Origin of the sequence: Streptomyces lunalinharesii, assembly GCF_039532155.1 — a bacterium.
In the GTDB taxonomy this organism is placed as follows: domain Bacteria; phylum Actinomycetota; class Actinomycetes; order Streptomycetales; family Streptomycetaceae; genus Streptomyces; species Streptomyces lunalinharesii.
The window spans coordinates 42480-58323 of sequence record NZ_BAAARK010000003.1 but is presented as its reverse complement, the minus strand read 5'-3'; the positions used below and the strand labels follow the sequence as shown (position 1 = coordinate 58323).

4 protein-coding genes are annotated in these 15844 nt (G+C 74.0%); all 4 read right to left on the bottom strand.

All coding sequences use genetic code 11. The features are described 5' to 3' along the window. Positions 1-68: 68 nt before the first annotated feature. Genes fabD through ABD385_RS06230 form a run of 4 tightly spaced genes read right to left on the bottom strand, consistent with a single transcriptional unit; the run spans position 69 to position 15840 of the window. Positions 69-3404, bottom strand: a complete 3336-nt coding sequence (gene fabD / locus ABD385_RS06245; RefSeq protein ID WP_344573971.1) for an ACP S-malonyltransferase — start codon at positions 3402-3404, stop codon at positions 69-71. Continuing rightward, positions 3401-4801, bottom strand: coding sequence for an MATE family efflux transporter (locus ABD385_RS06240; protein ID WP_344573970.1), 1401 nt, complete (start codon positions 4799-4801; stop codon positions 3401-3403). Before ABD385_RS06240 ends, fabD begins: the two co-directional genes overlap by 4 nt. Further along, a complete protein-coding gene (locus ABD385_RS06235) occupies positions 4798-10773 on the bottom strand; it encodes an amino acid adenylation domain-containing protein (RefSeq protein ID WP_344573969.1) in 5976 nt (1991 codons plus the stop codon). The genes ABD385_RS06240 and ABD385_RS06235 overlap by 4 nt, the downstream gene beginning before the upstream one ends. 27 nt (positions 10774-10800) lie before the next feature. Continuing rightward, positions 10801-15840, bottom strand: coding sequence for a beta-ketoacyl synthase N-terminal-like domain-containing protein (locus ABD385_RS06230; protein WP_344573968.1), 5040 nt, complete (start codon positions 15838-15840; stop codon positions 10801-10803). Between the last annotated feature and the right edge of the window lie 4 nt (positions 15841-15844).

Genomic DNA, 15844 nt, shown 5'->3' with positions numbered 1-15844 from the left:
ACGGCCAGCGCGCGCCCGGCGGCCCGCCGGACCCTTCGGGGGTCCGGCGGGCCGCCGTCGTAGCGGGGTCAGCCGGCCTGCACCAGGGTGGCGAAGCGGTCCCGCAGCAGTGCGGCGGCGGACGTCATGAGCCGGTCGGCCACCACGTCCACGTGGCGGCCGCGCCAGTCCTCCAAGTCGGTGCCGCGCACCCAGGCGTTGAACGCCCCCTGGGCGGGCCCGCAGTACACGGCGTAGTCGACGCGGCGGTCGGGGTCGCCCTGGGCCGCGAAGTCCAGGCAGCGGTCCAGGTACCAGCGGAAGACCCGCGCCATCCGCTGCTTGCCGGTGTGCTCCACGGGCGCCGCGGTGGCGCCGGGGTCCGCGGCGAGTTCGGCCCAGACCTCGGCGAACGGGCGGCGCAGGTACTTGTGCTCCACCTGGACGCGGGTGGCGGCGTCGACCTCCTCGAACGCGGCGTGCCGGCGCCACAGTTCGTGCAGCTTGGCGGCGCGGGCGGGCTGGAACACCCCGCGCTTGAGGGTGCGGACCCGCCCGCCGAGCTCGAACTCCTCGCCCCACGGGGCGGCGTCCACGTCGTGGACCTCGGCGTCCTGGAGCATCTGCTTGACGGCGTCGCTGGTGGCGGCCTGCACGGTGCACTGGTTGATCGAGCCGGTGAGCAGGAACTCCGCGCCCATCAGGAACGCCGAGGCGGCGGCCTCCGGCGTGCCGATGCCGCCGGCCGCGCCGACGTGGACCCGGGGGCCGGCGGTGGCCAGTTCGTCGCGCAGCCGCAGCACGGTCGGCAGCAGGGTGGTCAGATCGCCGGTCGCCTGGTGCCAGCCGTCCGCCTCCACGCACAGGTCGTCGGCGACCGGCAGGTCGCCGTAGCGGGCGATCTCGGCCTCGGTGATCTCCCGGCGTTCCAGCAGCCGGTCCACGACGGTGCGCGGCGGCGGGGAGAGAAAGGCGCGGGCCGTGTCGGCGCGGGACGCCTTGGCCAGCACCCGGCCGCCCTTGAAGCGGTACTTCACCAGGGCGGGGGTGATCTGGAGGAAGCCGGACGCCTCCACGGTGCGGACGCCGAGCCGCAGGAACAGGTCCACCAGGGCCGCCTCCCGTTCGGGGTCGGCGTGCTGGTGGAGCAGGTTCGCCCCGAAGGGGGCGTCGTCGCCGAGGGCGGCGATGACCGTGCGCAGGCCGTCCTCGACGTCGGCGAGGGGCAGTCCGCCGGTGCCGAAGAAGCCCAGTCCGCCGGCCTTGCCGAGCCTGATCAGGAGGTCGGCGCCGGAGACGCCGCGGTACATGCCGCCTGCGAGGTAGGCGTGGCGCAGGCCGTAGCGGCGGCGGAAGCCCTCGGCACCCAGCTGTTCGGCGTCGAGCGCGGTGGTGGCGCGGGGCGCGGGGGCGGCGGCGACCGGCTCCGGGTGGGGGGCGGCCACCGGTTCGGGGCGGGTCCGGGCGGCAGGTGCGGGGTGCGGTGCGGGCGTCGGCAGCGGGGCCGGGGCCGGGGCGGCCTGCGGTTGCGGCCGGGGGGCGGGCGCGGTGGGCCGGGGCTCCTCGATGCGCAGCGGGGTCGCCCGGTCCCGGATCTTCCTGACCAGCTTCGTCAGGACGGTGCCCGGGCCCACCTCCTCGAAGGTGAAGTCCTCCTGCTGTCCCATGAGGTAGCGCACGGTGTCGATCCACTGCACGCCGCTCCATATCTGGCGGGTGAGGGTATCGGCAATGCGGTCCGGCTCGTTCGGATAGCGGCGGGCGTCCGCATTCGAGACGACCGGAATGCCCGGCGCTTTCAGTTCGAACTGCGCGAGGAATGCCGCGAATTCCTCGGAGGCCGGTCGCATGAATTCCGAGTGGAACGCGCCGCTTACCCGCAGCCGGGTGTAGAAGGCGCCGTCGGCTTCGAAGAAGGCCCGCGCCACGTCGATTTTGTCGCGCGCGCCGGTGAGCACGAACTGTTCCGGGGAGTTGTAATTCGCAATGGTGAGTCCGGCGAGTTCCGGCCGGCGCAGGGTCTCCTCGACCTTCGCCTGGTCGCAGCCGACGACGGCGGCCATGCCACCGCCCTCGGACCGCGCGGTCAGCTGGGCCCGGTGCCGGACGAGCCGCAGCCCGGTCTCGAAGTCGAAGACGCCGGCGGCGAACAGCGCGACGTACTCGCCGAGGCTGTGCCCGATGACGTACGACGGCGGCTCGGGGTCGTCCTTGAGGCGCTTGAGGTAGGACAGCACCCCGACCGTGTAGAGCGCGGGCTGGGTGAACTGCGTGAGGCTGAGCTCCTTGTCGGGGTCCTCGACGCACAGCCGCTCGATGGAGTAGCCGAGCACCGCGTCGGCCGTGGCGGTGTAGTCGGGGAACTCCTCGAAGAGCCCCTTGCCCATGCCCTTGACCTGCGAGCCCTGCCCGGGGAAGCCGTAGACCTTCATGCCCTTGCCTTTCGCCTCGGTGCGCCGCGGCCGACGTTCGGTGATCTCCTGGCGCACGGCCGCAAGCAGTGCCGCGTTCCTGCCGAAGGGGCTGAGCAGCGGCAGCGAGACCGACGCCGAGCCGGGTGCGAGATTGTTGCGGACGAAGTTGTGCAGCGTGCCGGAGGGGCCCAGGTCCAGGTAGCGGTAGGCGCCCCGGTCCTCCAGGCCGGTGACCGCGCGCTGGAACTCGATGGGCTCGCGGGCGACCCGCCAGAAGTGCGCCGCGCTCAGCTCGGTGAGCGGCCCGCCGGTGGCGCAGGAGACCAGCGGGAGCGTCGGGCGCCCGATGCGCACGTGCTCCATGGTGGCCGCGCAGGCGGCGTGGGCGGGGTCCATCAGCCGGGAGTGGAAGCCCTGTTCGACCGGCACCCGCTGGTACGGGACGCCGTCGGCGCGCAGCCGGGCCTCGGCGCCGAGCAGGGCCGCTTCGGCGCCCGCGACGACGAAGTGCTGGTCGTAGTTGCGGGCGGCCAGGTCGGTGTGGTCCCGCAGTTCGGGCAGGGTGTCGTAGAGGGCGAGCGGGCCCAGGACGGCGAGCATCCCGCCGCGCGGGCAGTCGTCCAGGGCGCGGGCCTGGCGGATGAGCATCCGCAGGCAGTCCTCCTCGGCCAGCGCCCCGGAGAGCACGCCGGTGACGAACTCGCCCAGGCTCGCGCCGAGCAGCAGGTCCGGCTGGATGCCCTCGGCCATCAGCATCTCGGCCAGGGCGAGTTCGACCATGACGATGGCCGGGTGGGTGATGGCCGTGTCCAGGAACGGTTGGGCCTTGGAGCGGTCGTCGTCGTAGAGGGTGTCGAGCACCGAGGTGCCCAGTTCGTCGCGGACCACCTCGTCCATCCGCCGCATGGCCGCGGCGAAGACCGGCTCGCCCGCGTAGAGGTCGCGGCCCATCTGGTAGTACTGCGAGCCCTGTCCGGAAAACATGAAGACGGTGCTGACCCCGTCGGTCATGGGGAAACCTCCTGGGTGTCGGGGTGCGGGCCGGTCGCGCCGGCGGGTGGGGCGGGGCGGTCGGCCACCGTGCGTCGAAAGCGCCACCAGTGCAGGGCGCCGACGACGGGGACGACGACCAGCCCGGTGCTCCAGGTCAGGCCCAGGCCGCCGCCGGCCCGCATGGCCAGGTAGGACAGCAGGACCATCACGACCATGCCGGAGCCGGTGACCACCAGGGGCCAGCGAGTGTTGCCGGTGCCGCGGACGCCGGCGGACTGGACGAAGAGCACCGCCCAGAACGGCTGGGCGAGCGCGAGCATCCGCAGGGCGTCGGCGCCCGGGCCGATCACCGAGGGGTCGTCGGCGAACAGCCCCATGATCTGCGGCGCGAAGACCAGCACCACCACGGCCTGGACGGCCAGCGCGCCCACCGCCCAGCGGGTGGCGAGGCGCAGTGCGGCCACCCCGTCGTGGATCCGCTGCGCGCCCACGCTCTGTCCGACCAGCACCATGGCCGCGGTGGAGAAGCCGATGCCGGTGAGGAAGAAGATCGACATGGCGTTCTGCACGACCCGGTGGGCCGCCAGGGAAGCCGTGCCGAGGTGGGCGATGACCGCCGCCAGGAACAGGAACGCCCCGGACGTCAGGACCTGTTCCAGCACCGCGGGCGCGCTGATCTTCCAGATGCGGGCGCTGGTGTCGCCGCCCAGCCGCCAGCCGCGACCGCGGATCGACACCCCGTTGCGGCCCTTGACCAGCAGGGCCAGCATCAGGGCCAGGGCGATGGCCCGGGCGATGAAGGTGCCCCAGGCGCTGCCCACGGCGCCGAGTGCGGGCAGGCCGAACGAACCGTGGATCAGGGCGTAGGCCAGCACCACGTTCAACACGTTGGCCAGTGCCGTGATCAGCATCGGGCTGCGGGTGTCGCCGATGCCGCGGAGCACGCCGCCGGCGGTGTAGAGGCCGACCAGGACCACGATGGTGGCCATGGTCACCTTCAGGTACGAGGTGGCGATCCGGGCAACCTCGGCGTCCATGCCGAAGAGCCCGATGACGGGCCCGGCCAGCAGGTAGCCGAGGATCGCGACCGGCACCGAGAGCACCGCGGTGAGCAGCAGTGCCTGGCGGGCGAGGCGGGCGACGCCGGGCAGGTCCCCGGCGCCGAAGACCTGCGACACCAGTACCGAGACGCCGATCGAGAGCGAACCGAGCACGGCGAGCAGGAAGAACAGCACCTGTAACGCGCCGCCGACGCCCGCCAGCGCCTCGTCGCCCAGGCCGGAGACCAGGTAGGAGTCCACGACCTGCATCAGGGCTTCGAGGAGGTTCTCGGCGATCACCGGGAGGGCGAGGGCCAGCACCAGCTTGCGGCGGGCGCCCGTCGACAGCGGGGTGGCGGTGGTGGTCGAGGTCATCGCGCGACCTCCGGACGGCGGCCGGCGTCGGCGAGCAGGGCGCCGAGGGTGCGGTCCGGGTCGGCGACCAGGTCCGCCAGGAGCCGGGCGAAGGCGTCGAGGCGGGCCCGGCCCCGGCCGGGCGGGGCGTCGCCGGAGTAGGAGTTGAGGTTCAGCACGAGGTGGGAGTCCATGAAGATCGCTTCGATGCGCAGGGGGTGCTCGGTCTGGTTGATGAACTCCAGCGGTTCGGCGCCCAGTTCGTCGCCGAACCGGCCGAAGAGCGAGGGGAGTTCGGGGAAGGTCTCGTTGACGAGGTAGCTGTCGAAGAGGAACTCCTCGCGCGGCCTGCCCGCCCACTCGTACAGGCGGCGGACCGGGACGTGCTCGTGCCGGGCGATCTCGCCGACCTTGTCCTGGAGCGCGTTCAGCCACTCCCGCACCTTGGCGTCCGGGTCGACGTGCACCCGGACCGGGAGGATGTTGAAGAACTGGCCCACCCCGCGGTCGACGTCGACCAGGGAGCTGCCGCGGCCGGAGAAGACCGCGCCGAAGACGACGTCCGGGGTGCCCGACTCGGCGTACAGCGACAGCGCCCACGCGGCCTGGAGGAAGGTGAACGGGGTGAGTTCGTACTCCTTGGCGAGGGCGGCCAGGGCGGCGGTGGTCCCGTCCGGCACCAGCAGCCCGTCGTGCAGCAGGTCGGGCTCCTCGGGCGCCTCGGGCCCCGGGGTGCGCGCGGTGCGGGGGGCGACCAGGGCCGGGGCGGGCAGGGCGAGTCCGGCGAGTTCGGCGCGCCAGAACTCCTCGGCGGCCGTCTGGTCGCGCCGGTGCTGGGCGACGCAGAAGTCGCGGTAGACGGTGTCCGGCGGCACGGTCGCCGGCTCCCGTCCGTCGGCCAGCGCCTCGTAGGCGTCGAACAGCACCGCCATGATCAGGGGGTAGCTCCAGCCGTCCTGGAGGGCGAGGTTGAACAGGTACAGGTACTCGTAGGTGTCCTCGCCGGTGCGGAACAGCGCGACGTGCGTCTGCGGGGTCCGCGCCGGGTCGAAGCCCCGGCGGCGGCGGGCGGCGACGTACACCTGGAGCCTGCGGTCCTGTTCGGCGGGCTTCAACTCCCGCCAGTCGGCCCGGTGCACGTCGAGCACCACCTCGGGGTGGACGACCTGGAGCGGTTCGTCCAGGCCCTCCCACAGGAACGAGGTGCGCAGTACCGGGAAGCGGTCCACAGTGTGCTGCCAGGCGCGGGCGAAGGCGTCCGGGTCGAAGCCCGCTCCGGTGATCCGCCACCGCTGGTGGACGACGTTGGCGCCGGGCTCGCGGGTGTGCAGCAGCCGGTGCAGGACGGTGTCCTGGGTGCTGCTGAGCGGGTAGGCGTCCACCGCGTCGGGGAAGGTCTCGCGGGCCCGGCGCAGCGCCTCGGCGTCGGGGGTGGTGTCCGGGGCGGCTGCCCCGGTCGCCCCGGTCGCCCCGGTGCCGCGTTCGCCGGCCACCCGGGCCAGTTCGGCGACCGTCTTGTAGGTGAAGACGTCCTGGGCGGTGAAGGCGAAGCCGCGCTGGTTGGCCTTGTTGACCAGCCGGATGCTCAGGATCGAATCGCCGCCCGCCTGGAAGAAGTTGGTGTGGACGCCGGCTTCCTGGCCGCCCAGCACCTCCGCCCACACCGCGGCCAGGGCCGCCTCCTCGGGTGTGCGGGGGGCGACGTGGTCGGCGGTGGCGCCGGCGGCGGACAGCACCGGCAGCGGCAGCGCCCGGCGGTCGAGCTTGCCGTTGGCGTCGGTGGGCATCGCGGGCAGCGCCACGACCGCCGACGGCACCATGAACTCCGGGAGCCGGTCCCGCAGGAAGGCGTGCATCTGGGCCGTGAGGCGGCGGCTGAGCCGGTGCAGCGCCGGGTGGTTGGCGTAGGTGTGCAGGGGCCGGGGACGGCCGCGCTCCACGCCGGTCGGGGCGCCGGGGGCGCCGCGGTGCAGCAGCACGTCGTAGCTGCCGTCGGTGCGTCCGCGGCTCCAGCGGACCTCGGCGCGGTAGCCCGCGTCGGCGGCCAGGCGCCACCACTGTTCGGGGTCGGCCGCGTCCGCGGCGCCCGGGGCCGGGCGCTCGCGCAGCTCCGCGGCGGTGGCCGCGGGCGGCAGGGCGGCGAGCGCGGCCCGTGCCCCGTTGGCCTCGTTCAGGCGGGGGTTGGGCACGTCCTCGATCAGCAGGGCCTCGGGCGCGTCGTCGGCGAGGAGGCGTCGGACGGCCTCCGGTGCGCCGGCGGTGCCCCAGGCGAGCCGCCGGGGCGCGAGGGCCGCCAAGGGCTCCTCGCCCACGTGCAGTGCCACGTCGTAGCGGTAGCGGGTCAGCTCGTTGGCGTGGTCGCCCCGCTTCATCATCACCTCGACCGCGGACAGCCGCGGCAGTTCGTCCCGGAGCACGTGGAACAGCTCCGGGTCGACGGCCAACTCCTGCTCCTGGGCGAGGCGTTCGGCCACCCGGTGGCGCAGTTGGGCCACCGGCAGCGCGTCGGGTGCGCGCCGCGCCTCCACTTCGGTGTGGAAGGTCTCCAGCAGCGGCAGGCTGCGCAGGTCGCCGAGGAACAGGGTGCCGCCGGGGCGCAGGCGGGCCACGGCCCGCTCGACGACCGACCTGAGGTAGGTCACGTCGGGGAAGTACTGGGCGACCGAGTTGATCACGACGACGTCGAAGGCGCCCTCCGCCAGCCCTTCGAAGTCATCGGCGTCCCGCTTCTCCAGTTCCACCCGGGCGGTCCCGGTGAGCCGTCCGACGATCCGCTCGCGGACGAAGTCCAGGCCCTGCTGGGAGATGTCGGTGCCGAGGTAGTACGTGCAGTGCGGGGCGATCCGGGACAGCAGCAGGCCGGTGCCGCAGCCGATCTCCAGGACGCGGTCGGGGTCGAGCGCGCGGATGCGGTCGACGGTGGTCTCCACCCACACCCGCATCTCGTGCGCCGGCAGCGGCTCGCCGGTGTAGCTGGAGTTCCAGCCGACGATGTTGAAGTCGCCCTCGTCGGTGCCGGGTTCCTCGGCGTAGGTGCGGCTGAAGACGCTCTCCCATTCGGCCACCTGCTCCTCGCCGTCGGCGTCGGCTTCGGCGCCCGGCTGGGGCACGACGTAGGCGACCAGTCGCGTGTGCTCCTCGGTTCCGTCGTCGCCGTCCGGCCCGGTGCCGCGGGCGAGCACCGCCGCCTCGCGGACGTCGGGGTGTGCGCACAGCGCGGTCTCGATCTCGCCGGGTTCGATGCGGAAGCCGCGGACCTTGACCTGGAAGTCGGTGCGGCCGCGGTACTCGATGGTGCCGTCCGCGAGGTGGCGGGCGAGGTCACCGGTCTTGTAGAGGCGCGCGCCGGGGGTCGCGTCGAACGGGTCGGGGACGAACCGCTCCCGGGTCAGCTCGGGCCGGTTGTGGTAGCCCTGGGCCACCTGGACGCCGCCGATGTGCAGCTCGCCGGGGGCGCCGGCCGGTACCGGGTTGAGGTACCGGTCCAGGATGTGGATGCGGGTGTTGGCGACCGGTCGGCCGATGGGGACGACGCGGGGGCCGCCGGTGGGCGGGCAGGCCCAGTGGGTGACGTCCACGGCGGCCTCGGTGGGGCCGTAGAGGTTGTGCAGCCGGGCGGTGGCGAGCCGTTCGTAGAACCGCTCCTGGGTCGCGTGGGGCAGGGCCTCACCACTGGCGAAGACCCGGACGACCGAGCCGGTGCGCGCCTCGACGTCCGGCTCCTCCAGGAAGACCTGGAGCATGGAGGGCACGAAGTGGAGCGTGGTGATGCGCTCGTCGCGGATGAGGTCGGCGAGGTAGCCGGGGTCCTTGTGGCCGCCGGGTCGGGCGAGCACCATGCGGGCGCCGGTGATCAGCGGCCAGAAGAACTCCCACACCGAGACGTCGAAGCTGAACGGCGTCTTCTGCAGGACCCGGTCCTCGGCACCGAGCCCGTACTCCTCCTGCATCCACAGCAGGCGGTTGACGATCGCCCGGTGGCTGATCCGGGCGGCCTTGGGCTGCCCGGTGGAGCCGGAGGTGTAGATCAGGTAGGCGAGGTCGTCGGGTCCGGCGAGCGGCTCGGGCGGTTCGGTGCGGTGCCCGTCCAGTGCCTGCCAGGTCGCGTCCAGGCACACCGTGCGCGCGCCGTGCGCCGGCAGTGCGGCGCGCAGCCGCTCCTGGGTGAGCAGGATCTCCGGGGCCGCGTCGGACAGCATGAACGCGAGCCGCTCGGCGGGGTAGCCGGGGTCGACGGGGACGTAGGCGCCACCGGCCTTGAGGACGCCGAGCAGGGCGACCACCAGTTCCAGGGAGCGTTCCATGCACACCGCGACCGGCCGGCCGGGGCCGACGCCCAGGTCCCGCAGCAGATGGGCGACCTGGTTGGCCCGCCGGTCCAGTTCCGTGAAGGTCAGGCCGGTGTCCTCGAGGCGCACCGCCAGCTCGCCCGGCGCGGACCGCGCCGCCCGGTCGGCGACGAGGTCGTGCAGGGTGCGCCGGCCCGGTTCGCCGAAGTCGCGGGCGGTGCGGTTCCACTCGACGAGGACCTTGTGCCGCTCGGCGTCGGAGAGCACCCGCAGGTCGCCGATGCGGCGGTCCGGGGCCTCGGCGACGCTGCGCAGCAGGACGAGGTAGGCGTCGACGAACCGGGCGATGGTGGCGGGCTCGAAGATGTCGGCGTTGTACTCGACCGAGCCGGTGAGCAGTCCCTCCCGTTCGGCGAGGGAGATCCACAGGTCGAACTTGCTGGTGCCGTTGCGGATCTCCTGCACCGGTCCGAGGATCGAGTCGGCGCCGGCCTCGTCGGCGGGTGCGGTCTGGAGCGCGAAGCACACCTGGAACAGCGGGTTCATGCTCATGCCCTGTTCCGGGCGGAACTCGTTGACCAGGATCTCGAAGGGCACCTCCTGGTGGGCGTAGGCACCCTTGGCGACCTCGCCGACGCGGTCCAGCACCTGGGCCATCGTCGGGTTGCCGGACAGGTCGGTGTCGAGCACCAGGGTGTTGACGAAGAAGCCGATGAGCCCCTCGATCTCCTTGTGGTGCCGATTGGCGATCGGGGTGCCGATGGCCACGGTGTCCTCACCGGTCCACCGGTGCATCAGGACCTTCAGCGCGGACACCAGGGTGACGAACAGGGTGGTGTGGTGGGTGCGGCTCACCTCGCGCAGCGCGTCGGCGAGTTCCGGCTCCAGGTCGAAGCGGGTGCTGCCGCCGCGGAAGGTCTGGACGGGCGGCCGGGGGTGGTCCAGCGGCAGTTCGGAGCCGGGCGGCCGGTCGCCGAGCCGGCCGCGCCAGTACGCCAGGCGTTCCTCCAGGGCCCGGCCGCTCATCCGCTCGCGCTCCCACAGCGTGTAGTCCCCGTACTGGAGCGGGAGTTCGGGCAGCGGGGAGGGCCGGTCGGCCTCGTACGCGGAGTTGAGCAGCAGCATCTCCCGCACGAAGTTGTTGATCGACCAGCCGTCGGTGACGATGTGGTGGGTGTTGAGCAGGAATTCGTGGGCGTCGTCGGCCAGCCGGTAGAGGGCCACCCGCAGCAGCGGCCCCTCCTTCAGGTCGAAGGCGCGTTCCGCTTCCTCCCGGGCCAGTCGCCGGAACTCCGGCTCGCGCTCCTGCGGGGGCAGGCCGGTCAGGTCGACCACGGGCAGCGGCAGGGTCAGGCTCGGGGCGATCTCCTGCCACGGCTCGCCGGCCTCGCTGGGGAAGGTGGTGCGCAGCACCTCGTGGCGCCGCACGATCTCGTTGACGGCGCGGGCCAGCAGCTCCGGGCGGAGCGGGCCGTTCAGCCGGAAGGCGAGCGGCACGTTGTAGGCGGGGCTGTCGGGCACCAACTGGTCCAGCGACCACATGCGTTGCTGGTGGAAGGAGAGCGGCAGGCGGCCCTGCTGGGTGCGCCGCGGGATGGCCGTGCGGGTGCCGCCCTGGGCCGAGCCCTTCAGCTTGGCCAGCAGGGCGAGCTTCGACGGCGAGAGCCGGGCCCGGCGGGCGGCCAGCACATCGTCCAGTGACATGGGATTCCTCTTCTCGGCGCGGCCGGGTCAGTTGGCGAACATGGCCCGCACGGTCTCCTCGGGCAGTTCGTCGATCTTCTCGATGACCTCGGTCTCCACCAGCCGGGCCATCGCGAGGACCGTGTCGGCCGTCATCAGGTCGCGCAGTTCCAGTTCGAAGGGGAGGCCGTCGTTGAGCCGGGCCTTGATGCGGGACGCCATGATCGAGTCGCCGCCGAGGGCCTGGAAGGAGTCCTCGGGCCCCACGTGGGCGACGCCCAGCACCTCCTGCCACGCCTCCCGCACCAGGCGCTCGATGTCGTCCCCGGTGCTCAGCTCGACGGCGGCGCCGGTGGGGGCCGGCGCCGCGGTGGGCGGCTCGACGGGTGCCGGGGCGGGTGTCTGGGTCGGTGCCTGGGCCGGTGCCTGGGCGGGTGCCTGGGCGGGGGTCGCGACGGGTGCGGCGGGGCGCGGGGCCTGGGCCGTCACCGGCACCGGGGCCGGAGTCGGGGCGGGCGCGGCGGTGCGCGTCAGGTCGACGGGCGCGCCGTCGCTCTCGGCCAGCAGCACGCTCTCCGCGAGCCGGTCCTCGCGCAGCGGCATGCCGGAGAGCACCCGCAGCCCGCGGAACCCGACGCGCTCCGTGGCCCGGCGCCACATCGGCACGCTCAGCAGCGGCGAGCCGGGCAGCCGCTCGTCCTCGAACGCCCACCAGCCCTCCAACAGGCCGAAGGCGATGGTCAGCAGCTCGTGCAGCCGGGTGATCTCGAAGAGGGCGAGCAGGCCGCCGGGGCGCATCAGGGACTTGGCGTGCGTCAGGGTACGGCCGATGTCCCGGGTCGCATGCAGCACGTTGCTGGCGATCACCACGTCGACCTCGCCGGCCGCGAAGCCCTGCTCCTGCGGCGAGCGCTCGACGTCCAACTGCTGGAACTCCACGAAGGAGTGGCCGCCGTACTCCTTGGCACCGTACTGGACGAAGCTGCTGCCCAGGTCGGTGTAGAGGTAGCGCAGCCGGTCGGCGTGCGGCTCCAGGGCGGCCAGCACCCCGCGGCTGGTGCCGCCGGTGCCCGCCCCGATCTCCAACAGGGTCACCCGGGCCTGCGGGTCGCGGGCCAGCCGCTCGCGCACGTAGGCGTCGACGACCTGGACCATCAGCGCGTTGGTCTGCTGCTGGTTCTTGTAGATCTGGTCCATCAGGTCGAAGGAGCCGCCCGGGAAGAGCACGTCGAGCGGGTCCTTGCGGCCGGTGAGCACCTGCGGGTAGGCCCGCAGGCAGGCGTCGAGGACGGCGAGCAGGCCGTCGTTGTCGGGGGCCCGCTCCAGCAGGGCGCGCTTGCGTGCGGCCAGTTGGTCGACCTCGGCCTGGAGGTCGTGCTCGGTCACCTCGGCGGTGATCACCGCGTCGCCGTCCAGGCGCACGTAGCCGGCCTCGGCGAGCAGGCCGAGCAGCGCGTCGAAGAGCCGCCGGTGCTGCGGGGCGAGCGCGAGCCGGTCCCGCAGCCCGTCCCGGGTGGTGCGCTCGCCGGCCACGCACAGCGCCCCCATGGAGCGGAAGGTGCTCAGCAGGGAGACCCGGCACACGTGGCTGAGTTCGGCCACCGTGTCCTGGTAGGCGGCCAGGTCCGTCAGGCTCGACTCGACCTCGTACACCCGCGGCCGGGTGACGACCGCCTCCTCGACCTCGGCGAGCAGGGAGGGCGCGGCGGGCACCGGCGGCCGGCCGGCGGGGGCGGGCTGCGCCGCGGCGGCGGCCGGGGCCGGGCGTCCGCCGGTCAGCGCGTCGGTGATCCAGTGGCGCTCGCGGGCGAACGGGTAGGTGGGCAGCGGCGTCCGGACCGGGCGGCGCGGGTGCAGCAGGTCCCAGCCGACCGGCACGCCGCTGACCCACAGGTGGGCCGGTTCGGTGAGGTCCCCGCCGTGCACCGCGGCCCGGATCAGGTCGTTGGCCCGGTCCCCGACGAGGTCGCGGTCCCGGGCGGCGCGCTGCCCGGTGGTGTTGCCGTGGAACAGCTTCGACGAGGGCGTGCCGGCGAGGAACGCGTCCAGTTCGGCGGTGAGTTCGCCCAGGTCGCCCACCACCACTGCGAGCCGCTCGGTCAGGGCCTCGCGCCCGGTCAGCAGGGTGTGGGCGAGTGCGTGCAGGCTCGGCAGCTCGCGCGGTGCGGTCACCGGCGCGGCTTGGCCGGGACCGTCCCCGGCCCGTTCGGCGGCGTGCAGCTGGCGGGCCAGCGCCGTCAGGGACGGGTGGTCGTGGACGGCGGTGGGCGGCAGGGACAGCCCGAACTCCCGGCCGATGCCCAGCAGCAGGCGGGCGCCGGCGATGCCCTCGAAGCCCGCGGCGGTGAGGTCCGCTTCGGCGTCGAGGTCCGCGGGGGCGACGCCGCGGACCTTCGCGGCGATCTCGGTCAGCCGCCGGAGCGTGCCGTCGGGGGCGGCGGCGCCGGCCGCCGTGGACGGCGCGCCGGCGACGAAGTCCCGCAGCCTGGCGGCGTACTCCCGCAGCCGGTCGCCGTCCCGGGCGGAGAGCACCACCATGGCGGGCCCGTTCAGACCGGCGGAGCGGTCCCGCGGGTCGCGGTACTCCTCCAGCACCACGTGGGCGTTGGAGCCGCCGGCGCCGAAGCTGGAGACGCCGGCCCGCCGCGGGACCTCCTGCCCGCCGAGGACCGGCCGCTGCCAGGGCCGCAGTGCGGTGTTGACGGTCAGCGGCGTGGCGGCGAAGTCGATCCGGGGGTTGGGCTCGTCGGCGTGCAGGGTCGGGGCCAGTTCGCCGTGGCGCATCTGGAGCAGCACCTTGGTCACGCCGGCGATGCCGGCCGCGGCCTCCAGGTGCCCGATGCCGGACTTCACCGAGCCCACGGCGACGGTCGGGGCGTCGGCGGGGCGCGCGCCGAGCGCCCGGGTGAGGCCGGCGACCTCGATCGGGTCGCCCAGTTCGGTGCCGGTGCCGTGGGCCTCGACGTAGCTGACGGTGGCCGGGTCCACCCCGGCGTCCTGGAGGGCCGCGGCGATCACGTCGTGCTGGGCCTGCGGGTTGGGGACGGTGAAGCCGCTCGCCTTGCCGCCGTGGTTGACCGCGGTGCCCTTGATGACGCCGTGGATGTGGTCGCCGTCGCGTTCGGCGTCCCGCAGCCGCTTGAGGACGAGCACGCCCACGCCCTCGCCGGGGACCATGCCGTCGGCGCCGGCCCCGAACGCGGCGCAGCGGCCCCGGGCGGAGAGGAACTCGCCCTGGCTGAGCACCAGGTACTTGTTGGGGTGCAGGGAGAGGTTGACCCCGCCGACCAGCGCCGCGTCGACCTCGCCGGCGCGCAGGGCGCGGGCCGCCAGGTGCAGCGTGGTCAGCGAGCTGGAGCAGGAGGTGTCCACCATCATGGACGGGCCGTGGAAGTCGCAGACGTAGGAGACCCGGTTGGCGATCGAGGCGCCGCCGGCGCCCAAGCCGACGCGGCGCCCGTCGGGCCCGGTGTGCTCGGCGGCGAACAGCGGGTAGTCCTGGAACATCACCCCGGCGTAGACGCCGACGCTGCCGCGCAGCGCGGCGCGGGTGTACCCGGCGTCCTCCAGGGCGGACCAGGAGTGTTCCAGGAACAGCCGCTCCAGCGGGTCGATGGCGACAGCCTCGCGCGGTGCGATGGCGAAGAACAGCGGGTCGAAGCGGTCGGCGCCGTCGATGAACCCGCCGCGCTCGCAGTAGCTGTAACCGAGTTCGCCCGGCCGGCCGCCCCGGTGGTCGGCCGGGTCCCAGCGGTCCTCGGGGATCGGGGTGACGCAGTCGCGCCCGCCGCGCAGGTTGTCCCAGAAGGCGTCGAGGTCGCCGGCCCCGGGGTAGCGGCCGGACATGCCGATGACGGCGAGGTCGGTGTCACCGGGGGCGGTGGGGGCGGCGGGTGCGGCGGAGGCAGCGGGCCGGGGGGCGGCCACGGTGCTGCTGGCGGGCACCGGGGCGGTGCCGGTGGTGGCGCCGGCCGGGGTGCCGGTGGCCTCGACCGTGAACTCCGCGTCCGGGAAGGAGCTTTCGAGCCAGCCGGCCAGCGCCTCGACGGTGGTGTGCTCGAACAGCAGGGTCGGCGGCAGCGTGCGGTCCAGCCGCCGCTGGAGCGCGCCGACCACGCGCAGCAGCGCCGCGGAGTCCAGGCCCATCTCGTAGAAGCCGGCCCGGGTGTCCACCGCGGCGGGCGCGGTGGCCAGTTCGTCCGCGAGCAGCGCGCACAGCAGGAGGTGCGCCCCGCTGCCCGGCGCGGGTGCCGCGGGGGCCGGGGCGGGGGCGGGGGCCTGCGGGGTGTGTGCCGGCTTGCTCGTGAAGCCGCGCAGCTCCGCCACCTGCTGCCCGTGCTCGTCGAAGAACTCCAGGGACAGCGACAGCAGGTCGTTCGTGCGGCGCACCGCGCCGGCCGTGATCCGGGCCTGGCAGCGCGCGGTGAGCGGGGCGCTGATCCGGAACGACTCGTAGCACAGCGGGAGGTGCAGCGGCTGGCCCTGTCGGTCGCGCGAGTGCGCGTAGCCGCCCGCGACGGCGCAGGCGTCCAGCAGGGCGGGGTGGGCCAGGAACTCCCCGGCGTCCGCCCGGGCCTGTGCCGGCACCTCGACGTCGATGAGGACCGCCGCCGGGAGGTGGTGGACGCGGCCGAGCGCCTTCATCGCGCCGCGGTGCGTCAACTCCTCGGTGCGGCAGTGCCGGTAGACCTCGTCCAGGTCGGTGACCTCGCGGGCGGTGGCCCGCTCGGCGGCCGGGTCGATGCGGGCGTCGAAGACGGCGGGGGCGCCGCGGTGCACCTCGGCCGAGGCGTGCAGCACCGGGGCGGGGCCGCCGGCGGGCCGGGCGGTCACCTCGACCCGCCAGACGCCCGGCCGGTCCTCCTGCGCGGTGACGGTCAGCGGCACCGACGCGCCCTCGGGCACCGCCAGCGGTGCGGTCAGGGTCAGGTTGCGCAACTCCAGCTCGGTGAAGCGGTGACCGTGCTTGGCGAAGACCTGGAGGATCAGGTCCACGTAGGCCAGGCCGGGCAACAGCGCCCGGCCGCGCACGACGTGGCCGGCGACGAAGGGGTTGCGCTGCGAGAGGTCGAACTGTGCGGTCAACAAGGTC

Bases quoted from the DNA above. Each gene is read 5' to 3' on its own strand.
- fabD (WP_344573971.1), bottom strand. From the start codon at position 3,404: ATGACCGACGGGGTCAGCACCGTCTTCATGTTTTCCGGACAGGGCTCG.
- ABD385_RS06240 (WP_344573970.1), bottom strand. From the start codon at position 4,801: ATGACCTCGACCACCACCGCCACCCCGCTGTCGACGGGCGCCCGCCGC.
- ABD385_RS06235 (WP_344573969.1), bottom strand. From the start codon at position 10,773: ATGTCACTGGACGATGTGCTGGCCGCCCGCCGGGCCCGGCTCTCGCCG.